The sequence below is a fragment of the Agromyces sp. Leaf222 genome, from assembly GCF_001421565.1.
Taxonomy (GTDB): Bacteria; Actinomycetota; Actinomycetes; order Actinomycetales; family Microbacteriaceae; genus Agromyces.
The window spans coordinates 1,265,960-1,286,830 of sequence record NZ_LMKQ01000001.1; the positions used below are offsets into that span (position 1 = coordinate 1,265,960).

17 protein-coding genes and 1 tRNA gene are annotated in these 20,871 nt (G+C 72.0%); 12 read left to right on the forward strand and 6 right to left on the reverse strand.

Annotated elements, in window-relative coordinates:
* Positions 1–111: 111 nt before the first annotated feature.
* From ASE68_RS05515 to ASE68_RS05545, 7 genes are read left to right on the forward strand one after another with little or no spacing between them, the layout of a single operon-like run.
* A complete protein-coding gene (locus ASE68_RS05515; RefSeq protein WP_055855971.1) occupies positions 112–966 on the forward strand; it encodes a hypothetical protein in 855 nt (284 codons plus the stop codon).
* A gap of 7 nt (positions 967–973) precedes the next feature.
* Positions 974–2,581 carry an O-antigen ligase gene (locus ASE68_RS05520; RefSeq protein ID WP_055855973.1) on the forward strand — a complete coding sequence of 536 codons (1,608 nt, stop codon included), beginning with the start codon at positions 974–976 and terminating at the stop codon, positions 2,579–2,581.
* Positions 2,578–3,438 carry a glycosyltransferase family 2 protein gene (locus ASE68_RS05525; protein ID WP_082462045.1) on the forward strand — a complete coding sequence of 287 codons (861 nt, stop codon included), beginning with the start codon at positions 2,578–2,580 and terminating at the stop codon, positions 3,436–3,438. Before ASE68_RS05520 ends, ASE68_RS05525 begins: the two co-directional genes overlap by 4 nt.
* A complete protein-coding gene (locus tag ASE68_RS05530) occupies positions 3,435–5,090 on the forward strand; it encodes a lipopolysaccharide biosynthesis protein (protein ID WP_055855979.1) in 1,656 nt (551 codons plus the stop codon). Before ASE68_RS05525 ends, ASE68_RS05530 begins: the two co-directional genes overlap by 4 nt.
* Complete coding sequence (locus ASE68_RS05535) at positions 5,087–5,956, forward strand: GDSL-type esterase/lipase family protein (RefSeq protein WP_157421561.1); 870 nt, start codon at positions 5,087–5,089, stop codon at positions 5,954–5,956. Before ASE68_RS05530 ends, ASE68_RS05535 begins: the two co-directional genes overlap by 4 nt.
* Positions 5,953–6,918 (forward strand): glycosyltransferase, encoded by a 966-nt coding sequence (locus ASE68_RS05540; RefSeq protein WP_055855985.1) that lies wholly within the window; start codon positions 5,953–5,955, stop codon positions 6,916–6,918. The genes ASE68_RS05535 and ASE68_RS05540 overlap by 4 nt, the downstream gene beginning before the upstream one ends.
* 47 nt (positions 6,919–6,965) lie before the next feature.
* Complete coding sequence (locus ASE68_RS05545) at positions 6,966–7,925, forward strand: glycosyltransferase family 2 protein (protein ID WP_055855988.1); 960 nt, start codon at positions 6,966–6,968, stop codon at positions 7,923–7,925.
* Here ASE68_RS05545 and ASE68_RS05550 read toward each other — a convergent pair.
* From ASE68_RS05550 to ASE68_RS05570, 5 genes are all read right to left on the reverse strand, one after another.
* On the reverse strand, positions 7,874–9,031 hold the full coding sequence (locus ASE68_RS05550; RefSeq protein ID WP_055855991.1) for a glycosyltransferase: 1,158 nt from the start codon (positions 9,029–9,031) through the stop codon (positions 7,874–7,876). The genes ASE68_RS05545 and ASE68_RS05550 overlap by 52 nt on opposite strands.
* A gap of 36 nt (positions 9,032–9,067) precedes the next feature.
* Positions 9,068–10,585 carry a sugar transferase gene (locus ASE68_RS05555; RefSeq protein WP_055855994.1) on the reverse strand — a complete coding sequence of 506 codons (1,518 nt, stop codon included), beginning with the start codon at positions 10,583–10,585 and terminating at the stop codon, positions 9,068–9,070.
* Positions 10,586–10,969: 384 nt separating this feature from the next.
* Positions 10,970–12,187 (reverse strand): glycosyltransferase, encoded by a 1,218-nt coding sequence (locus ASE68_RS05560; RefSeq protein WP_055855996.1) that lies wholly within the window; start codon positions 12,185–12,187, stop codon positions 10,970–10,972.
* On the reverse strand, positions 12,184–12,744 hold the full coding sequence (locus ASE68_RS05565; protein ID WP_055856001.1) for a DapH/DapD/GlmU-related protein: 561 nt from the start codon (positions 12,742–12,744) through the stop codon (positions 12,184–12,186). Before ASE68_RS05565 ends, ASE68_RS05560 begins: the two co-directional genes overlap by 4 nt.
* A gap of 137 nt (positions 12,745–12,881) precedes the next feature.
* Positions 12,882–14,123 carry a polysaccharide pyruvyl transferase family protein gene (locus ASE68_RS05570; RefSeq protein ID WP_055856004.1) on the reverse strand — a complete coding sequence of 414 codons (1,242 nt, stop codon included), beginning with the start codon at positions 14,121–14,123 and terminating at the stop codon, positions 12,882–12,884.
* A gap of 244 nt (positions 14,124–14,367) precedes the next feature.
* Here ASE68_RS05570 and ASE68_RS05575 point away from each other — a divergent pair, with 244 nt between their 5' ends.
* Genes ASE68_RS05575 through ASE68_RS05595 form a run of 5 tightly spaced genes read left to right on the forward strand, consistent with a single transcriptional unit; the run spans position 14,368 to position 20,579 of the window.
* The gene (locus ASE68_RS05575; protein ID WP_162238251.1) at positions 14,368–16,095 is read left to right on the forward strand and encodes a fatty acyl-AMP ligase; all 1,728 of its coding nucleotides are present in this window, start codon (positions 14,368–14,370) and stop codon (positions 16,093–16,095) included.
* The gene (locus ASE68_RS20150) at positions 16,092–17,831 is read left to right on the forward strand and encodes an acyl-CoA dehydrogenase family protein (RefSeq protein WP_055856006.1); all 1,740 of its coding nucleotides are present in this window, start codon (positions 16,092–16,094) and stop codon (positions 17,829–17,831) included. Before ASE68_RS05575 ends, ASE68_RS20150 begins: the two co-directional genes overlap by 4 nt.
* On the forward strand, positions 17,828–19,612 hold the full coding sequence (locus ASE68_RS05585; RefSeq protein ID WP_162238252.1) for an acyl-CoA dehydrogenase: 1,785 nt from the start codon (positions 17,828–17,830) through the stop codon (positions 19,610–19,612). Before ASE68_RS20150 ends, ASE68_RS05585 begins: the two co-directional genes overlap by 4 nt.
* On the forward strand, positions 19,609–19,860 hold the full coding sequence (locus ASE68_RS05590) for an acyl carrier protein (protein ID WP_055856011.1): 252 nt from the start codon (positions 19,609–19,611) through the stop codon (positions 19,858–19,860). Before ASE68_RS05585 ends, ASE68_RS05590 begins: the two co-directional genes overlap by 4 nt.
* Positions 19,857–20,579, forward strand: a complete 723-nt coding sequence (locus ASE68_RS05595) for a 4'-phosphopantetheinyl transferase superfamily protein (protein WP_055856014.1) — start codon at positions 19,857–19,859, stop codon at positions 20,577–20,579. Before ASE68_RS05590 ends, ASE68_RS05595 begins: the two co-directional genes overlap by 4 nt.
* A 156-nt stretch (positions 20,580–20,735) precedes the next feature.
* Here ASE68_RS05595 and ASE68_RS05600 read toward each other — a convergent pair.
* Positions 20,736–20,809 (reverse strand) — tRNA-Pro (locus tag ASE68_RS05600).
* Between the last annotated feature and the right edge of the window lie 62 nt (positions 20,810–20,871).

The window sequence follows — 20,871 nt, forward strand, 5'->3', positions numbered from 1 at the left end:
GACGAAGTGTTCCTCTTTCTCTTCTGCGACGGCGCACCGGGTTCCGAGCGATCGGCACGGGGGGCATCGCAGTCCACGACATTCCGGTCGCGACGTGAGGGAGACGAACACATGGAGACTCCGAAGTACCTGCAGACGCTGTGGAGCTACAAATGGCTGCTGGCGTTCGGCCTGATCGTCGCCGTGGTGGCCGCATTCTTCGCGGGCTTCACCGTGACGAACGGAGAAGTCCAGTCCCGCGCGGTGAAGTCGTTCACCGCGAGCACGACCGTGCTCGTCACGAGTCCGAACGACACGCTGTTCCAGTCCCAGATCCCGGGCAAGACCATCGAGGAGGGCGTGACCGCGCCCGAGCCGCTCGACCTCGCGGCCGCGACGCAGATCTACGCGTACCTCGTCTCGAGCGAGCCGATCGTCACCGAGGTCGAGGCGAGCACCGGCACCCTCGACGAGGACACCGAGTCGATCACCGCGATCCGCCGCACCACGCAGCCGGCCGGCGACGAGCGGTTCCCCGGGTCGCTGAAGCTTCCGGTGCTGCAGATCGTGGGCACCGCGCAGACCCCCGAGCGCGCGGAGGAGCTGAGCGCCACGGCGACCGACGTGTTCGTCGACTACGTCGGCGACCAGCAGACGGCGAAGCAGATCGCCCCCGAGGACCGCGTCGAGCTCGAGGTGCTCGCCTCGGGCGCAGCCGTCGCCGGTGAGACGAGCAATCCCGCCATCCCGATCGTCGTGACCGGTTTCGCGGTCTTCCTCGGCTTCGTCGCCCTGGCCTTCGTGCTCGCCGCCATCCGCTCGAACCGCTCGGGCCGCAGCAAGCGGGGCCGATCGCGTCGACGCTCCACCGCGCCGACCCCGGCCGGTGACGGCACCGCGTCGGCACCGGACGCGCTCGGCATCGAGGAGATCGAGCCCGCCGATGACGACCAGGTCCTGGTCGGCGCCGGCACCCGGTCGGACTGAGGCCCGCATGAGCGTCGCCCACGCCTCGAGGGCGGTCGGCGCCCGCGACGGCGGGCAGCGGCTCGGGTCGGGTCCGCCCGCACCCGAGCGGCCGAGCCGCCGCCGCGTCATCATCGCGGCCGTCGTGCTCGCGGTCGTCTCCCTCACGGCCGTGCTCCTGCTGCCGCCGCTCATGGCGGCGGCGGCGATCGGGTCGATCGCCGCGCTGGTGCTGCTCCGACGGTTCATCTTCACGTGGACGGCGATGATCATCGGCCTCGCCGCGGTCATCATGCTCGTGCCGGCCAGGCGGTACGCGATCCCGATCCCGCTGCCGTTCCAGCTCGAGCCGTATCGCCTCGTGCTCGGGATCGTCATCATCGCGCTCGTCGTCTCGCTCATCCTCAAGCCCGAGGTGCGCTGGCGGCCGGTCGCGTTCGGATGGCCGATCGGCATCTTCCTCGTGACCATCGCGGTGTCGTTCGTGGTCAACGTCACGGGGCTCGCGAACGATGCGCTCATCGGCACGGCCGTCGGCGGCATGTTCCAGATGCTCTTCATGCTCGCCGTCTTCTTCTGCTTCCGTCAGCTGCTGCGCAGCGAGCGCGACGTCATGCTGCTCATCACGTTCGTCACCTGGGCCGGCGTGGTCGTCTCGTTCTTCGCGCTCATCGAGCGGTTCTCCCGGTTCAACGTGTTCCTCGTGCTCGGCAACTTCCTGCCGCTGACCCTCCTCCGCGAAGGCGGCGACGTCAGCAGGGCCGGCGTCGCGCGGGCGTTCGGCTCGGCGCAGCATCCGATCGCCCTCGCGGTCGTGCTCTGCATCCTGATCCCGCTCGCCGTCTACCTCGCGAAGTACGCCGCCTGGCCGCTCAACGAGATCAACCGCAAGATCGTCTACGGCGGCGCGACGATCATGCTGTTCGGCGGCATCATGGCCGCGATCTCGCGCACCGCGGTGGTCGTGCTCGCGATCATGTTCCTCGTGACGCTCATCTTCCATCCGAAGGTGGCGGGGGCGATCTTCGCGCTCGCACTCCCGGTGGTCCTGCTCGCGGCCGCCGTGGTGCCCAAGGTGTTCGAGTCGATGGTGCTGTCCTTCCTCGACGTCGACTCGCTCGTCGCCTCGCAGTACACCTCCGCCGGCATGGGCGGTGCCGGCCGCCTCGCCGACCTCGAGCCGGCCATGGCCGAGGTGGCGCAGCATCCGTTCTTCGGCAGCGGATTCGGCAGCCGCATCGTGATCGGCGACGAGGCGAACGCGTTCATCCTCGACAACCAGTTCCTGGGCACGCTCATGGAGACCGGCGCGCTCGGGGTGCTCGGCCTCGCCGTGTTCCTGCTCGTGCCGCCGATCATGCTGCTGCGGTTCGCCTTCGCGCAGGCCACCGAGCGACGCCACGCGGTGCTCGCGCTGGCGATCGCGGTGGCGATCTCGGGCTACATCGCGGCGATCTTCTTCTACGACGCCTTCGGCTTCTTCCAGGCGTTCTTCGTCCTGTGCATCCTGCTCGCGGTCGGGGCGTGGCTGCTCACCGAGGCGCCGAGGCGGCCCATGGTCGAACGAGCGGATGCCGCGGCATCCGTCGACGCCCCGACCGCCGACGAGGTCGCGCTCGAGGGGGCGACGCGATGACTGCCAGGATGTCGATCGTCATCCCCGCGCACGACGAGGCGGCGATCATCAGCCGGCTGCTCGAGGCGCTCGTCGCCGACCCGAGGGCGGCAGAGTGCGAGATCCTCGTCGTCGCGAACGGGTGCACCGACGCGACCGTGCGCATCGCCAGGACCTTCGAGCCGAGCGTGCGGGTCGTCGAGATCGAGACGGCGTCGAAGATCGCCGCCCTCGATGCGGGGGATGCCGCGACGACCGCGTTCCCGCGCGCCTACGTGGACGCCGACGTGCTCATCGACCTGCCGGCCCTGCTCGCGCTCGCCGACCTGCTCGGCGAACCCGACGGCCCGCTCATCGCGTCGCCTCGCTTCGAGGTCGACACCGCGGCATCCTCGTGGCCGGTGCAGGCGCACTACCGCATCTGGGAGCTGACCGACTATCGCAGGCAGGGCCACATCGGCTCCGGGGTCTACGCCCTCTCGCAGGCGGGCCGCGAACGGTTCGGGTCATGGCCCGACGTGATCGCCGACGACCGCTTCGTGCAGCAGCTCTTCGCGCTCGACGAACGCGGCACGCTCGACGGCCACGTCTTCACGGTGCGCAGCGCCCGAACCCTCGGCGCGCACCTGCGCCGGACCACGCGCATCGCGCGCGGCAACCTCGAGCTGCCCGACGATGAGCGACTCCAGTCCGACGACCCGATCGGAGACCGGATGGGCAACCTGATCCGCCGCGTGGCGAGGCGCCCTGCGCTCTGGCCGGCGTTCGCCGTGTACTGCGCCACCTCGACGATCCCGCGGGTGCGTGCGCACCGGGCGGTCATCGGCGATGCGTCGCGGGACTGGGCGCGCGACGACACGAGCCGGGTGAGCGCATGAGCGGCCAGGGCGGCGACCGCCTCGCGCACACGTCCTCGCGCGGCGTCTTCGTGACCATGGGCGGGTTCGGCGGCAAGACGCTGATCCAGGTGGCGTCGACGGTCGTGCTGGCGCGCATGCTGACGCCCGCCGACTTCGGCCTCGTCGCGATGGTCACCGCCATCGTGGGCGTCGCCGACCTCGTGCGCGACTTCGGCCTGACCGGCGCGATCATCCAGGCGAAGAAGCTCAGCGAGCGCATGTGGATGAGCGTCATGTGGCTCTCGGTCGCCCTCGGCGTCGGGCTCATGGTGCTCATCGCCGCGTGCGCCCCACTCATCGCGCTGCTCTACGACGAGGAGCGGCTGGTTCCGCTCACGCTCGCGATCGCGCCCATCCTGCTCATCAACGGGCTCTCGATGCCGATGCAGGCGCGCGTGCAGCGCGACCTCAAGTTCGGCACGCTCGCGAACATCGACGTCGTCTCGATGCTCTGCGGCGTGGTGCTCGGCATCGCCGCCGCCGCCCTCGGGTGGGGCGTCTGGGCGCTCGTCGTCATGTCGGGCGCGGGGCAGCTCTACCGGCTCATCGCGCTCTGGGTCGCGTCGCGGCCGAAGTTCGGGCGACCGCACATCTCGCGCGACGTGGTGCCGCTGGTCACGACGGGCGGCAGCATCTTCGGCGTCCAGCTGCTGAACTACGCGGCGAAGAACGCCGACAACGTCATCATCGGCCAGCAGATGGGCCCGGCCGCCCTCGGTCAGTACTCACGGGCGTACGCGCTCTACCTGCTGCCCATGCAGCAGCTGAACGGCACGCTCGGCCGGGTCGCGCTGCCCGTGCTCAGCAAGCTGCAGGACGACGGCGACCGCTACCGCCGCTACATCCGCGGCGCGCTGATGATCATCGGGTACCTCACGATCCCCGTGTACGCGGTGGCCGCCGCGGTGTCGCAGCCGCTGATCGCGATCCTGCTCGGGCCCGGGTGGGAGCAGGCCGCCACGCTCTTCAGCCTGCTCGCGATCGCCGGCATCGCCCAGTCGATCGGCAGCGTGCTCGGTTGGCTCTACATCACCCTCGGTCGAGCGCACCGCCAGCTCGTCTACTACCTCGTGACCCGGCCGATGGTGATCGCCGGCTACTTCCTCGGCCTCTGGTGGGCGGGGGTCGAGGGGCTCGCCCTCGTCTACGGCCTGCTCACGATGGTGCTGCTGGTTCCCGGCTTCTACTACGCGACCGTCGGCACGTTCGTGCGCGTCGGCGACATCCTGAAGCCGATCTACCGGCCCGTGATCCTCGCGCCGCTCTGCTTCGGCGCCGCGTACGGCGTCGAACGCCTGACCGACGGACTGCCGAACATCGTGCAGTTGCTCCTCGGCGTCGCCGCGGGCGTCCTGCCGCTCTTCGCCTGCCTCGCCATTCCCGCCTACCGACGCGACCTCGCCGCGATCATCGGCTTCGTCAAGCAGGTGCGCAAGCCGGCCGCCGCGAAGGCCCCGAGCGGTGCGGATGCCGCGGCGCAGGCCGACCCGGTCGAATCGGCCGACCTGCGCGACCCGGTCGACCTGCTCGAGCCGATCGAGCCGCGCGATCCGGTCGACCTGCTCGAGCCCGTCGAGCCCGATGGGCAGGCCGGCCGACCCTCGGCCGAGCACAGGAAGGCCGATTCGTGACGCGACCCCCGAAGTACATGGCCGCCGCGGTGCTCGCTGCGCTGACGGCCGTCGCCCTCGCCGCCTGCACCCCGAGCGCCGCCGCGCCGCCCGACCTCACCGAGGTCGAGCAGCCGGCCGCGGCACCGACCGTGACCACCCTCGGGATCCTCGGCGACTCCGTCTCGCTCGGCGTCAACGCCTGCGCCGAACAGGGGCAATGCGCCAAGGCGTCGTGGTCGGGCGGCACCGACCCCGTCGTGGGCTCGGTCGCGGCACGTCTCGCCGCGGCATCCGGAACCGAACCCGACGTCGTCAACGCGGCCAAGGACGGCGGCGACGTCGAAGACGCGCTCGGGCTCGCCGACGAGGTCGTCGCCGCCCAGCCGGAGCTCGTGACCGTGCTGCTCGGCGGCAACGACGCATGCGCGCCGACCCTCGGCGAGATGACCTCGACGGCCGACTACGAGGCCCGCCTCGGACAGCTGCTCACGCGGCTGAACGACGAGGTGCCCGGAGCGACCATCCTCGTGCTCTCGGTGCCCGACCTGCACCACCTCTGGGAGATCGGCCGCACCGACGCCGGGGCCGTGCAGGCGTGGAACTCCAGCCCGTCGTGCAAGAACCTGCTGGGCTCGGCCGACGACGACTCCGCCGAGGCGAACGACCGGCGCGACGCGGTCGCCGCCAGGGTCGTCGAGTACAACGCGGCCATCGAGACGGTCTGCGCCGCCGCCGAACGCTGCATCGACGACGACGGCGCGGTGTACGCGTACCCGTTCACGACCGACGAGATCTCGTCGATCGACCACTTCCACCCATCGATCACGGGCCAGCAGGTGATCGCCGAGATCGCCTGGCAGGCGCTCGAGAAAGGCATCGGATGACGACCATGCTCGTGGCCATCTCCGGAGGCCACCTCGCCCAGCTGCACATGCTCGCACCGCGCATCGCCGCGGGCGACGACGTCGTCTGGATGACCGACGACACCGCGCAGAGCCGATCGCTCCTCGACGGGCAGACGGTCGTGCACGTGCCGACGAGGCCGCCGAGGGACACCATCGGGGTGCTCCGCGACACCCGCATCGCGACCAGGGCGCTCTCGGACCACGGGGTCGACCGCGTGGTCAGTTCGGGGGCGCAGATCGCCCTCTCCGCGCTCATCCCGGCGCTGCTGCGACGCGTGCCGTTCAGCTACGTCGAGAGCGCCACGCGCGTCACCGACCTCTCGACCACGGGCAAGGTCATCGACCGCATCCCGAGCGTGCGCCGCTACGTGCAGTACCCGAATCGCACCTCCGAGCGATGGGGCTACGCGCTGTCGGTCTTCGACGGGTTCCAGGTCGAGGCGGTTCCCGGTGACGGTTCCGACGCTGGGGCAGCTGCGCCTTCCGAGCCCATCCGACGCGCGGTCGTCACCGTCGGCGGCAACGGCGAGTACGGATTCCGCCGGCTCATCGAGTCCGCCGCCCGGGCCCTGCCCGCCGACGCCGAGGTGCTCTGGCAGACCGGGTCGACGGATGTCACGGGCCTCGCGATCGACGCGAAGCCCACCGTGCCGTCGGCCGTGCTCTCGGCCGAGCTGGAGCGCGCCGACGTCGTCATCGGCCACGCCGGAACCGGCACCGCGCTCGCCGCGCTCAGCGCGGGCAAGGTGCCCGTGCTCGCGGCGCGCTCGGTCGGGCACGGCGAGCACGTCGACGCCCATCAGGACGACCTGGCCGCGTTCCTCGCCGAACGCGGCCTCGCGATCGTGCGCCCGGCCGACGAGATCACCGCCGCCGACCTCGAGGAGGCCTCGCGCTGGCGCGTCACGCGGCGCGACGACCTCGAGCCCGTGAGCATCTGAGCAGCCAGCCGCGCGACATCGTGAGCGCGGCCGTGAGAGGAGACAGCGTGCCCGAACTCAGCATCGTGGTCGTGAACTACAACACCCGCGAGGCGACGAGCGCGTGCCTGCAGTCGGTGCTCGACGCGTCGCCCGGCGTCGACCTCGAACTCGTCGTCGTCGACAACGGGTCGACCGACGGCAGCGTCGACGCCTTCCGCGAGCGGTTCGCCGATGCCGCGGTGACCGTCATCCCCGCCGGCGAGAACCTCGGCTTCGCGCGTGGCGTCAACCTGGGCGCTCGCACCGCGGCCGGGTCATGGGTGCTGCTCCTCAACCCCGACACGATCACGCTACCCGGATCCCTCGAGGCGCTGCTCGCCTTCGCGCGCACGCACCCCGAGTACGGCGTCTTCGGCGGCCGCACCCTGCGGCCGGACGGCGCCGTCGACCCGAGTTCGTGCTGGGGTGCGCCGAGTCTCTGGTCGCTCGCCATGTTCGCCACCATGGCGTCGACCGCGTTCAAGCACTCGCCGATCTTCGACCCCGAATCGCTCGGCACCTGGCCGCGCGACACGGTGCGCGAGGTGCCCATCATCACGGGCTGCCTGCTGCTCGTGCGCCGCGAGGACTGGGAGGCCCTCGGCGGCATGGACGAGGAGTACTTCCTCTACGGCGAGGACGCCGAGTTCAGCATGCGGGCGGGCCGGGCCGGGCTCCGCCGGGTCATCGTGCCCGCCGCCGAGATCGTGCACGAGGTCGGCGGATCGAGCGACGCGGGCGGCGCGAAGGGCTGCATGGTCATGGCGGGCAAGGTCACGCTGCTGCGCAAGACGTGGTCGCCGGCGCGCGCCGCGATCGGGGTTCGCCTACTGGTCGCCGGGGTCGGCGTGCGAGCCGCCCTCGAGAAGCTCACCCGGCGAGACCGTGCGCCGTGGCGCACGGTCTGGCGTCGGCGCGCCGACTGGATCGACGGCTACCCGCGCGCCGAGGCCACGCTGTTCGGGCGCGAGCTCGCCACGGCCTGATCGCCGAGCACCCAGTCCTGCACCTTCTCGACGAAGCGCGAGGCGTCGAACTCGAGGGCCCTCGATCGAGCCGCATCCGGCTCGATCGCGCGAACGGCGTCGACCGCTGCGGCGAAGCCGCTCGGGTCGTCGGGGTCGTAGTGCACGCCCGTGACGCCGTCGACGACGGACTCGGCCGCCCCGCCGACGCGATTGACGATCACGGGGCATCCGGCGGCCATCGCCTCGACCGGGATGATGCCGAAGTCCTCGACGGGCGGGAACACGAACGCCAGGGCGCGCTGGAACAGCGCGCGCATCATCTCGTCGGAGACCCGCCCCAGCACGTGCACCGGAACCGGTGCTGCGGCCGCGATCGCCTCGAGGCGGTCCCGCTCCGGCCCTGAACCCGCGACCACGACCGGCAGCCCGAGCTCGACGCCCATGCGGATGACGGCGTCGTGCCGCTTGTACGGCACGAGGCGCGAGGCGGCCATGAGGAACCCGCGATCGGGCAGCGTCTCGAGGAGCTCCCGCTCGGCGTGCGTCAGGTGCACCGCCCAGTCGGGGACGCCCGCGATCGACGCGGCGTCGACCGGGGGATGGATGACGCGGGCGTCGCGGTCCCACGCCCGCCGGATGCGGTCGCGCACGAACGCGCTGTTCGCCGCCAGCGACCCGGATGCCGCGGCCGCGCGACGGTCCATGCCGCGCAGGTACGCCCTGGCGAGCCCGGCGAGCGGCACGACGGTGCGGCTGTCGAGGTCGGGCTCCCAGAGGTAGCGGGCCGGCGTGTGCACGTACGAGAACTTCGGAACCCCGCGCGACGTGCCGAACCCGGCGTGGTGCGCGAACACGTAGCTGCTCGTGACGACCCACTCGGGTTCGAGCGTGCCCCAGCCGCGCCGCCACGTGCCGGACATGAGGGGGAGCGAGAGGGCCTTGCGCCCCCGCAGCGGCGTGCGCGCGAGCCAGGACTCGTCGACGGTGTCCGGGGGGAATCGCGTCGGATCGTCGTTCCAGAGCGCGGCGACCCTGGCGTCGGGAAGTGCCGTGCGCAGCCCGTCGAGCACCTGCTCGGCGCCGCCCGACTCCTCGATCCATTCCTGAACGATCAATCCGGTCATGTGCTGGTCCGATCTGCTCGTGGAGACGGTGGGGGATCAGTACGCGCCATGACTGCCGACGACCGCTCGCGCGGTCTTCAGCAGGATGACGATGTCGCCGGTCAGCGACCAGTTCTCGACGTAGTAGAGGTCGATCTTCACGCTCTCGTCCCAGGTGAGGTTCGAGCGGCCGCTGACCTGCCAGAGGCCGGTGATGCCCGGCTTCGTGAGCAGGCGCCGGTTGACGTCCTCCTCGTAGCGGTCGACCTCGGCGGGCAGCGGCGGGCGCGGGCCGACGAGGCTCATGTCGCCGACGAGCACGTTCCACAACTGGGGCAGCTCGTCGAGCGAGTAGCGGCGCAGGGTCTTGCCGATCGAGGTGATGCGCGGGTCGTCCTTGAGCTTGAACAGCACGCCATCGGACTCGTTGCGGGACTGCAGCTCGGCCAGGCGCGCCTCGGCGTCGATGACCATCGAGCGGAACTTCAGCATCGTGAAACGCGACCCGCCGACCCCGACGCGCTCCTGGCGGAACAGCACAGGGCCCTCGCTCGTCAGGCGCACCGACATGGCGATCGCGATGATGAGCGGCAGCAACAGCAGCAGGATGCCTCCGGCGACGACCACGTCGAAGACCCGCTTGACTGCGTGCGCGAACCCCGAGTACTGCGGAAGGTCGACGTGCACCATGGGCAGGCCGTTGATCGGCCTGAGGTGGATGCGCGGGCCCGCGACATCCGTGAGCCTGGAGACGAGGATCAGCTCGGTGTTCGAGTTCTCGAGGTCCCAGCCGAGCCGGCGGATGGTCGCATTGCCGCCGGGCAGGTCGCCGGCGACGATCACGGCGCGGGTCCTCGTGCGCTTCGACGTCGCCGCGAGGTCCTTGAACTCGATGGCCGGCAGGTCGATCTCGGCCAGCTGCGACGAGCGCGAGGTGCCCGCGTAGGTCGCGCCGATGGGCCGATAGCCCACGCGGTACTTGCGCCGCAGCTCGCCGGCGACGCGGGCCACGTCGTCGGGCCGGCCGACGATGATCGCGCCGGTCGTGCACCGGCCGACGCGTCGCATCGAGTGCAGCGCGGCGCGCCAGCCGACCCGCCCCAGCAGCAGGAGCACGAGTCCGAGCGGGAACGCCACCGCGAGGTATCCACGGGCGATGTCGACCTGGAACAGGAACGCGACCGCCGCGAGCGTGCCGAACGTGAGGAAGGTCGCGTTCACGACGCGCTGGTACTCGACCATGCCCGTGCCGATGTTGCGCAGCAACCTCGACCGCGTGGCCGAGAGCGCGACCAGCCATCCGACCGCGATCGCCGCGGTCAGCGTCAGGTACGCGAGGTCGGACTGCGGGGTCGACGCCCGGAACCCGTTCGTCTGGAATCGCAGCAGCTGGGCGACGAGCAGCGCGACGAGCACGATCGCGGCATCCGTCACCGAGATCGCGACCACGAGGCGCCGACGCCAGCCCAGCCGCCGCGGCTGGGCGGTGACCCGCTGCCCGACCGCGGATGCGCGCTCGAGCAGGCGCTCGCCGGGTATGCCGATTCGGGTGATCGGTTCGGCCTCACTGGACATCTGGCCCCCTGGACGTCAGTCAGCGTGCAGCGGAAGCCAGGGTCACGGATGACCGCCGGAGCCCGCATGCGGGATGGGTGCTTGGCCAGGCGGTCGTTGCCTGTGGGTGATCGAGCGGTTCCTGCGGTTTCCCGGTCGAAGGTCGTTCGGGAACCGACGACTTCGAAACGCGCTCTTCGCCGATCAAAGCATTCGCCCCTCCCCGGCGATAGGCGCACGCCCCCCTGTTCACAGGCTCTTCAGCCGAGTGATACATCCTCGACACAAAGCAGCGAGGCGTGCCCTCCGAACGGGGGGCACGCCTCGGGCGCAGCGGTGTTCGAAGGTCGAACGGGGCTCGGTCGAGGGTCGATCGGATGCCGCGGGCGGCTCAGACTCGGACGCTCAGGCGCGTGCGAGCGCGAGCACCATCTCGTGCCGCGCCGACCACGAGTTGGCCTCGATGAAGTCGATGCGGTGCCGCTCCGACACCCTGCCCAGGTCGAGCGCGTGGTCGACGACGTCGGCGAAATCGGCGACGCTGTCGACGAGCAGCACGCGGTCGTCGATGCCGCGCACGGGCGGCAGGTCGATCGAGACGACGGGCATGCCGGCGGCGAGGTACTCGTACACCTTGAGCGGGCTCATGGCCTCGGTGAGCGGCGTGCGCCGATGCGCCAGCAGGCACACCTCGGCGTTCCGCAGCGTCGCGACGAGCTCGGCCCTCGCCACGCTCGGGTGGATGTGCACGTTCGGGAACCGACGCAGGCCGGCCACGTACTCCGGGTCGGGGCACGGCCCGAGCAGCACCACGTGGAGCTCGGGCCTGCGCGTCGCGAGGTCGGCGATGCCCGGCACGTCGAGTCGCGAGTCGAGCGTGCCGACGTAGACCGCGCGCGGGCCGGGGATCTCGGCGAACCAGGCCGGGGCGGCCGGGAGCAGGCCGAGCCACTCGTCGGGCTCGACGCCGTTCGGCACGACCATCGCCGGACCGGTCGGAGAGATGCGGTCGATGATCTCGGCCGAGACCGCGGCGACGGAGCGGCCGGTCTCGGAGATGCGTCGGTAGGCCTCGCGGTACGCGGGCCAGTACGCCTGCCTGGCCGGCGAGCTCAGCCAGTCGTCGCGGGCGAAGAAGGTCACCCCCGAGGCCCAGTCGGCGGGCGCGAACCCGGCCACGAGCGGATTCGTGGTGAGCAGGTGCGGTGTCGTGAGACCCGCGCGGGCCGCAGCCCGCTCGAGCGACCGGTCGTAGCGCGCGTACTCGGACGCGACGCCGTCGACGTCGACCGGGTCCTCCCGCCGCAGGCGTGCCGGCCGGTGGTACGAGACGCGCTCGTCTGCCGGGAATCGCACGTCGCGGTCGAGGATCGGCGAGGCGGCGACGCGCGGCACCCAGCGGAACGGGTCCGCGACGAGGAGCCGCCGCACCTCGGGGCTGCGCATGAGGCTGGAGAGGATCCGGTCGGGCGGACGCATCATGCCGCGCCGCACCGCGTCGGAGTAGGTCTCGTAGCTGAACGTGAAGACGAAGTCGGACGGGGCAGGCGCGCCCCCTCGGCCGGCATCCGCTGCTGCGTCGTCCTCGGAGAGGGCGTACGAGGCGTCGGGGTGCTCGCTCACGCCGTCAGCTCCCGGATGACGCGCGCGGGCGCGCCGGCGACCACGCAGCGCGGCGGCACGTCGTCGCGCACGACGGAGTTCGCGCCGACGACCGCGCCGGCGCCGATCGTGACACCCGGCATGATCACCGCGTTCTGGCCGATCCAGGCGCCGCGGCAGATGCGAACGGGCGCCACGCGGGCGAGCGGCTGGTCGCGGATGAAGACGTCGGGGTCGTCGAACCCGTGCGTGTGGTCGGAGATGTAGACGCCGCGCGCGATGGCAACGCCGTCCTCGAGGACGACGCTCTGCACGGCGGAGATCGAGGTCTGGTTCATGCGCACCCGGTCGCCGATCACGATCGTGGGGGAGGGTTCGTCGAGCCGCGGCACGATCAGCCACGACCCTGGCCCGATGAGCACGTCGGAACCGACCGCGATGCGGTGGGCGTTGCCGACCCGGAACGGCAGCAGGATGCGGGTTCGCGCACCGAAGCTCGCGAACCCCGTCGAGGCGATCTTCGAGAAGAGCGCATCGCGGGCCCGCTGCATCAGCAGCACCAGCTTCAGACCGTTCACATCGCCTCCCCTACCGGCGGCGACCCGTGTGACGCCCGAATCCGAATACGTCCTTCGAGCGTCCGTCATCGGCCGAGTCGCCAGCCCGCTCAGCGTATCCGGCGGACGTCGTGAACCGAGGGTCGAACGCCGATTGTTTACCCGGAGGTAACAGTCCGATCCCTGACGGGGAGCCGCGCGAGGTTGCGACCGGCGAGCGCCTGCACGTCGGCGAGCCGTGAGACGATTCGCCTCGAGAGCTCCTCGGCGTCGTCGGCGGTCTCGCCCGCGACACGGGCGAGGTCGGTCGCGAGGCGATCGCTCGCGACGCAGAGCCGGGGTGCGCCGAAGAGGTCCATGAGCCCCTCGACCTTGCCCTGCGTGGCCACGGTCACCGCGGGAACCCCTTGCATGAGGCTCATGACCGCGAGGTGCATGCGCCCCGTCACCGTGACCCTCGCCCGACCGGTCAGCCCGCGGATCGCCGAGGGCGAGAGCAGGTGGTCGACGAGCACCACGTCGGCGTCGTGCTCGAACCGCTCGGCCACGGCCAGGCAGATCGGCAGGTCGTCGGCGCCCGGACGCGAGACGTGCGGCACCAGGAGGACGCCGTGCCCTCGGTCGCGAAGGGTGCGCACGACCTCGACATAGGGTTCGAGGCCGCCGTCGGCCGGCACGAGGCCGGAGAAGTTCACGAGGGCGAGCGGCCCGCGCACCCGGTCGGCCCAGATCGACGCGGTGTCCGCGTCGGCGCTCCTGGCGAGGAAGACGATGTCGGCGCCGTCGACGACGGGTTCGATGCCGTCGGCCCTGGCGCGTGCGGCCGAGCGCGGGTCCCGCAGCACGGCCTCGACGCCGCTCGCCGCCGCGTCGCGCACCGCACGGAGCGCGACGGGATGCGGCGAGGCGTTCCAGCTGAAGCCGAGGATCCGGGCGTCGATGCCGACCTCGGCCGCCCGGCGGGCGAGGTTTGCGCGGTTCGCCGAGGCCCGGTGCCCGTAGCCGCCGTCCATCACGTCGGCGCCGACGACCGAGAACGAGGTCGCCGTGCGCAGCAGCTCGCGGAAGGCCCGCATGTCGCGTGCGTGGCCGATCAGGTCGCCGTAGGCGAGCGAGAGCAGGGGCACCACGCGCACCCGGTCGTCGTCGATGGCGTAGTCGGTCGGCCGCCGGCAGATGACGCTCACGCGGCCGTCGACGTTCTCGATGAACGCCTCGACGAGCGCCTGGTCGCCGATGTTCCCGCCGCCGGCCGGGGCGAGCAGCACGTGGTGCGCTCCATCCCTCGGGCCCGCCACGTGGCGCTTGGAGAGGAGGATGCGGTCGGCTGCCGCGAGCAGCCCCGGCGACCGCAGCGGCTGCGAGAGGCGTTGGCGGAGTGCGCCGAGTCCGTTGGCCATCGAGGGTCCTTCCGGTGCGTGGGTGCGGCGAGCTCCGCCGACAGGCGGTCAGCATATCCGCACGATCTCCGCGCCCGGATCCCACCCCCCGAGCTGGGGGTGCCTCCGGGCCAAGCCGTAACATGCGCGCAACACGGTGTGCGCGCGGTGTTCAACAACGCTCCATATGCTCGGCACACCCGGGGTTGCGCCGGACGACGGAGTTCCATCAGCCGGGCGGCCGACAGGGGAGGGAGCCGACGTCATGAGCATGACTTTCGTCGACGTCATGATGTGCACCGCAGCCGAGGCCGGCGAGGAGCGCGGAATCAGGTTCTACTCGAGCCCGACCGATTCCGAGTTCAGGTCGTACGCGGCCCTCGACCGGCAGGCTCGCGCCGACGCCGCCGCACTGGCCGCGCGCGGCCACGCCGCCGGAGACGTGGTGATCCTCGCCTTCGATCCGGGCCTCGCCTTCATCCGGGCGATCTACGCGACGTTCTACGCAGGCCTCGTCGCGGCCCCCGTGCCCGTCGCGGCGATGCGTCAGCCGGGTGCCGCGCTGGCTCGGCTCGAGGCGATCATCGCCGACTCCCGCAGCGTGCTCGTGCTCACCGACGGCACGGCGCTCGCCGCGATGGGCCTCGAGCCCGGTGACGCCCCGGCCGGTGCCTCCGTCACGCAGGTCACGACCTTCGCGGGCGAGGCGGATGCCGCGTCGTGGACGCCGCCGGCCATCACCGCCGAGTCGCTCGCCCTGCTGCAGTACACCTCCGGCTCGACCGGAACGCCGAAGGGCGTGATGGTCAGTCACGGCAACCTCGTCGCCAACGAGGCCGCGATCACGGCGGCCGCGGGCATCTCGGCCGAGTCGCGCACGATGGGCTGGCTGCCGCACTACCACGACATGGGTCTGGTCGGTCAGCTCCTCCAGCCGATCTTCGTCGGTGCCGACAGCGTGCTCACCTCGCCGAGCCAGTTCCTGCGGCGTCCGCTGCTCTGGCTCCGGCTCATCAGCCGGTACCGCTCGACGCACACGGTCGGGCCGGATTTCGCATACGGCCTGTGCACGAGGCTCGTCACCGACGAGCAGCTCGCCGAACTCGACCTGTCGGCGCTCCGGGGCGTCATCACGGGCGCCGAGCCGGTGCGCGGATCGACCCTCGCCGCCTTCTCGCACCGGTTCGCCGCGGCCGGGTTCCACGGCCGCGCCTTCATCCCCGCGTACGGCATGGCCGAGACGACCTTGCTCGTGACGGCGAGCGTGCGGCCCGGGCCGGTGAAGCCGATCCGGGTCGATGCCGCCGGGGTCGAGGCCGGGGAGCTGCACGACCCCGTATCCGACGACCGGGTGGTCGAACTCGTCTCGTGCGGGCCGGCGGCCGCCGGGCACGAGATCGCGATCATGGATCCCGCCTCCGGCCTCCGCGTCGGCGAGGGCGCGATCGGCGAGATCCTCGTGCGCGGACCGAGCGTCGCCCGCGGCTACTGGGACCGTCCGGAGGAGACCGAGCTCGTCTTCGGCGCGACCCTCGTCGGCGAGCCCGGCGACCGCCGCTACCTCCGAACCGGCGACCTCGGGTCGCTCGTCGACGGCGAGCTCGTCATCACGGGCCGCATCAAGGACCTCATCATCATCCGCGGACGCAACCTGTATCCGCAGGACCTCGAGACGACCGCTGAGGTGTTCCTGCAGTCCGGATGCCTCAGCGCGGCGTTCGAGGGTCTCGGTTCGCAACCGGCGGTCGGTCTCGTCGCCGAGGTCGACTCGGCGCGCGTGCCGCTCGACGAGCTCGAGCGGCTGGCCGAGGAGGTGCGCCGGAGGGTCGTCGACGAGTACACCCTGCCCGAACTCGGCATCGCCTTCATCCGCAAGGGCACGCTGCCCCGCACGACGAGCGGCAAGGTGCAGCGCGCGCTCACCCGATCGCTGCTCGCCGACGAGCGGCTCGCGACCGTGCTCAGCGTCGGATTCGATCGGAGCACCGTATGAGCGCGGCGGCCCCGGGCTCGGTCTCGACGATCGACGCGCACGAGACCGCGCCGCCGACTGAGCGGCTCGATCGCCCGGCGGTGGCCGCCTTCGAGGCGTTCCTCGGCGAACCCGACGAGCCCGGCGCGGTGATCACGACCGATCGGTCGATCGAGCTCGACGAGGCATCCGAGTTCCCCGGCGACGCCGTCGACGCCGTCGACGGCTGGGGACTGCAGCGCGCCTACGTGCCGGAGTCGCACGGCGGCGGCCTCGGCGACGTGTTCGTGCCGATGATGATGATCCGGCGGCTCGCCGGTCGCGACCTCACGGTCGCCGTCGCGCACGGCAAGACCTTCCTCGGCGCCGTCGGAGCCTGGATCGCCGGCGGACGGATCGCGGGCGACATGGCCGAGCTCGTGCTCGCGGGCGACCCGGTCTCGTGGGGTCTCACCGAGCCCGGACGCGGCTCCGACCTCTCGAACACGGCGACCGCGGCCCCCATCGGCGGCGACATCCGGATCACCGGTGCGAAGTGGCCGATCAACAACGCCACGCGCGGCCGCGCGATGACCGTGCTCGCCCGCAGCTCCGAACAGCCGGGGCCGCGGGCGCTCTCGCTCGTCCTCGTCGACAAGCAGCGCGTCGACGCGGGCACCCTGTCCGCTCGCCCCAAGGTCGCCACCCACGGCATCCGCGGTGCCGACATCAGCGGGCTCGAGCTGAACGGCACGATCGTCGAGGCCGACCGCCTCGTCGGGGCGCCCGGCCACGGACTCGAGATCGTGCTGAAGAGCCTGCAGCTGACGAGGCCGTTGACCACGGCCCTCTCGCTCGGGGCGGCCGATCACGCGATCGCGATCGCGACCGGGTTCGCGTCGGGCCGCCGGCTCTTCGGGCGCTCGCTCGCCGGCCTTCCGGCGGCGCGGGCGACGCTCGGAACCGCGATCGCGGACTCGCTGCTGGCCGAGGCCGTCATGTACGCGGGCGCCCGCGGCGCGCACCGGACTCCCGAGGAGATGTCCCTCGTCAGCGCGCTCGTGAAGTTCCTCGTGCCCGACACGGTCGACCTCATGTTCCGGGATCTCACGCCCTTCGTCGGGGCGAGGTCGCAGCTGCTCGGCATCGCCGGCGCCGGCGCCTTCCAGAAGGCCGCGCGCGACAACCGGGTCGTCGGCATCTTCGACGGCAACTCCGTCGTCAACCTGAACATGATCATCAACGAGTTCCCGTCGATCGCGCGCGTCACCGAGCCCGTCGATGCCGAGGGCATCGTCGCCGACTTCGGCTTCGCGGCTCGCGACGGATGGGTCGACACGTCGAGGCTCAGGCTCGTCACCAAGCGCGGATCGCGAGTGCTCCGCAGCCTGCCCGGCCTGGTCGACCTGCTCGGCGCGCGGCCGGCCGCCTCGCCTGCGAGGCGCATCGTCGCCGAGTACGACCGGCTCGTGGCCTCGGCCGGAGCCGCGCCGCGGGAGTCGGCGCCGTCGGCGGCCTCGTTCGACCTCGCCGAGCGGATCGCGCTCTGCTTCGGCGCCGCGTGCGCCATCGCCACGGACCTCGGGTCGCCGCAGGCGTCGAGCGCCCCGTCCGAGGTGCGCCTGACCGCGATCCTCGACCGGGTCGCCGTGCGGCTCGGCCTGCAGGCCTCGACGTCGGCGGCACCGTCGGCGTCCGCGCTCGCCGAGCTGGCCTTCGAGGAGTCGGCGCGCGCACGGGCGGTCTCGATGCTCGACGGATGGGCGGACGCCGCATGACCATGCTCGACGGCCGCGCCGAGGCGACGACCCCGACCCCGGCGACCCCGACCCCGGCGACCCCGCCCGACGACCTCGACGAGCTCTTCGGCGACCCGCGGCATCCTGGCCCCTTCGACTACGCGTCGATCGTCGCCGACGACGACGCGCGGAGACTGAGTACGACCGCCGAGAGCCTGCTCGACGAATGGGATGCGGCGGCGGAGTTCGTGCCGGCCTCGCTCGGCGGGCGCTGGGTCTCGACCGAGGACCTCGTGCGCCGCTGGCGACCGATCTTCCGCCGCGACCCGGCACTCGGGCTCGGCTACGGGGTCACGTCGCTCATGGCGGCCCTGAACGTGTGGGTCGCCGGCGACGAGACGCAGCAGCGCGAGGTCGCGGCGCGGTTGCTCCGCGGCGAACGCATCGCGGTCGGCTTCCACGAGCTCGACCACGGCAACGACCTGCTCGCGAACGAGTTCACCGCGCAGCCGGACGGCGACGGGGGATGGGTGCTCACCGGGGTCAAGCAGGTGATCAACAACGTCGATCGCGCCGAGTCGGTGCTCGTCATGGCGCGGACCTCGCCCGATGCCGGTGCCAGGAGCCACTCGCTGCTGCTCTGGCACAAGGATGCCGCGAGCAGGCCGCTCGTCGACACCGGCCGTCGCGTGCTCACGGCCGGCATGCGCGGCTGCCGCATCGGCGTGGCCGAGTTCCACGGGCTGCCGGTGCCCGCCGAGGCGGTCGTCGGGGCGCCCGGAACCGCGGCGCAGACGGCGCTCACCGCGTTCCAGGTGAGCCGCGCGGTGATCCCCGCCCTCGCCGTGGCGACGGTCGATGCGACGCTCGACCTCGCCGTGCACTACGGCCGCGAACGCTCCCTCTACGGCGGGGCGGTGCTCGACCTGCCGCACGCCCGAGCCCTGCTCGCCGGCGCGATGGCCGATCTCTGGCTCGCCGACGCGATGAGCGCGGTCGTCGTGCGCGCGCTGCACCTGGCGCCCGCCGAATGCCTCGTGCTGACGGCGGCGTCGAAGTACCTCGTGCCGCAGTTGCTGCAGTCGGCGATGCAGGACCTCTCCGTGCTCTTCGGATCGACCTTCTACGCCAGGGTCGCGCCGTACGACGTCGTCGAGAAGTTCGTGCGCGACCTCGCCGTCGTGCCCATCGGGCACGCCGGCTCGACGGCCTGCCTGCTGACGATCCTGCCCAACCTCCCGGCCTGGGTTCGCCGCTCGCGCCGCACCACGGCGACCGATGCCGACCTGTTCGAGCTCGGCGCCCCGCTCGGCGAGCTCGACTTCGGCCGGCTCTCGCTCGGGGCGGGGGCGAGCGACCCGCTCGGCGCCGCGCTGACGGATCCGACCGTCCGGGCGGCGTTCGGCGGTGACTCCGTCGAGGCTCGCGATGCGCGCGACGCGCTCGACCGGCTCGCCGCCGAGCTCGACCGGTTACGCGCCGAGGCCTCGGAGATCTCGCCGTCGCTGCTCGGGGCGGATGCCCCGCCGGAGGCCTTCGCCCTCGCGCACCGTCTGACCCTGCTGTTCGCCGCCGGCGCCTGGGCCGGGGCGTGCGCGGCTGCGCCGACGGATTCGGTCCTGGCCGACGAGGTGGTCAGGGCTGCCGTCCTGAGCCGAATCGAGGCCAGGCTCGCGGGGCGGGTTCCGCCGCTCGCGCCCGAGACGGTCGAGCACCTCGTCGGCATCGCCGACGACCTCGTCGACCGCGACGTTCGGTTCACGATCTCGGAACGGGCGGCGACGCCGACGGTTCCACACGAAGAAGGAGACACCAGATGACCACGGATGCCCCGACCATCGAGTCCTGGCTGATGGGCCGCGTCGTGGCCTACGGCAAGGTCGACGCCGGAACGTTCGACGCGGCGACGCCGCTCGCAGACCTCGGGCTGGACTCGGTCTACGCCCTGACCCTGTGCGGCGACATCGAGGACGAGTTCGAACTCGACGTCGACCCGACGATCGTCTGGGACTACCCGACGATCGGCGAGCTGGCCGAGGGCATCTCCGAACGGCTCGCCGCGGCGTGACCGGAACCGGCGGCCCGACCGCGCTCGCCCCCCACGATGCGCGGGGCGGCACGTTGGGCGGCGCCGACGGCCTGTGGTGGCGAAGCGGCGACTGGACGGTCGAGCTGCCCGCCCCGCTGGCGGGAGCGCCGATGGCGTCCGACGGCGAGGCGCGGCGACTCCGTCTCGCCGCTCGGCGCTCGATCGGGCGGGCCTGGGCCCGTGACCTCGTGCACGAGCACCTCGGAGTTCGACCGGAGTTCGCCGAGCAACGCCCAGGCGAGAAGCCGAGGCTGCGCGGCGACCCCGCGGTCGACGTCAGCATCGCCCACAGCGGCACCTCGATGCTGGTCGCGGTCGGCATCGGCGCCCTCGTCGGCGCCGACGTGGAGACGTCGCCCTTCGAGGCGTTCGCGCGCCCGCAGCTCGTGCGGCGCATGTGCTCGCCCGAGGAGCTCGCCGTGTTCGCGAGGATCGACGACGGGCCGCTCCGGCGTCGGGCGCTCGCTCGCGCGTGGACGCTCAAGGAGGCCGTGCTGAAGGCGAGGGGCGTCGGGCTCGCCGTCGATCCGAGGAGCGTCGCGATCGACGCCGAGGCGGTCCTCGCTGCGGTCGAGGCGCGGTCGGCCGAGTGGGGGCTCGAGGGCCCACCCGAGATGTCGATCGTCCGCTTCGCCGCGAGTGGCCGCGGCGGCGACGGTGGTGGTGGTCGACCCGAGGTCGTGCATCCGCAGGACTGAGATCCGCGGCATCCGCAGTGCCCTGCGGCCTCCGGAGTGCCCCGCGGCATCCGCACTGCACCTCATGGTGGTCGCCCCACGAAACGCCGCGATGCGAGCGTCTCGCCGGGGAAACGACGAAGGCCCCCGCTCTCGCGGAGGCCTTCATCATGTGTGTCGGGGTGACAGGATTTGAACCTGCGACCTCGTCGTCCCGAACGACGCGCGCTACCAAGCTGCGCCACACCCCGGTGCCCTTGCGGGCCTCAACAAGGATAGCCGATAAACCGGGGCCCGCAGACCACTCGGGGAG

What these genes read in the sequence shown, in the direction of transcription:
- ASE68_RS05555 (WP_055855994.1), bottom strand. Translation starts at nt 10,585, where the DNA reads ATGTCCAGTGAGGCCGAACCGATCACCCGAATCGGCATACCCGGCGAG.
- ASE68_RS05525 (WP_082462045.1), top strand. Translation starts at nt 2,578, where the DNA reads ATGACTGCCAGGATGTCGATCGTCATCCCCGCGCACGACGAGGCGGCG.
- ASE68_RS05515 (WP_055855971.1), top strand. Translation starts at nt 112, where the DNA reads ATGGAGACTCCGAAGTACCTGCAGACGCTGTGGAGCTACAAATGGCTG.
- ASE68_RS20150 (WP_055856006.1), top strand. Translation starts at nt 16,092, where the DNA reads ATGAGCGCGGCGGCCCCGGGCTCGGTCTCGACGATCGACGCGCACGAG.
- ASE68_RS05530 (WP_055855979.1), top strand. Translation starts at nt 3,435, where the DNA reads ATGAGCGGCCAGGGCGGCGACCGCCTCGCGCACACGTCCTCGCGCGGC.
- ASE68_RS05520 (WP_055855973.1), top strand. Translation starts at nt 974, where the DNA reads ATGAGCGTCGCCCACGCCTCGAGGGCGGTCGGCGCCCGCGACGGCGGG.
- ASE68_RS05590 (WP_055856011.1), top strand. Translation starts at nt 19,609, where the DNA reads ATGACCACGGATGCCCCGACCATCGAGTCCTGGCTGATGGGCCGCGTC.
- ASE68_RS05575 (WP_162238251.1), top strand. Translation starts at nt 14,368, where the DNA reads ATGAGCATGACTTTCGTCGACGTCATGATGTGCACCGCAGCCGAGGCC.
- ASE68_RS05585 (WP_162238252.1), top strand. Translation starts at nt 17,828, where the DNA reads ATGACCATGCTCGACGGCCGCGCCGAGGCGACGACCCCGACCCCGGCG.
- ASE68_RS05550 (WP_055855991.1), bottom strand. Translation starts at nt 9,031, where the DNA reads ATGACCGGATTGATCGTTCAGGAATGGATCGAGGAGTCGGGCGGCGCC.
- ASE68_RS05570 (WP_055856004.1), bottom strand. Translation starts at nt 14,123, where the DNA reads ATGGCCAACGGACTCGGCGCACTCCGCCAACGCCTCTCGCAGCCGCTG.
- ASE68_RS05540 (WP_055855985.1), top strand. Translation starts at nt 5,953, where the DNA reads ATGACGACCATGCTCGTGGCCATCTCCGGAGGCCACCTCGCCCAGCTG.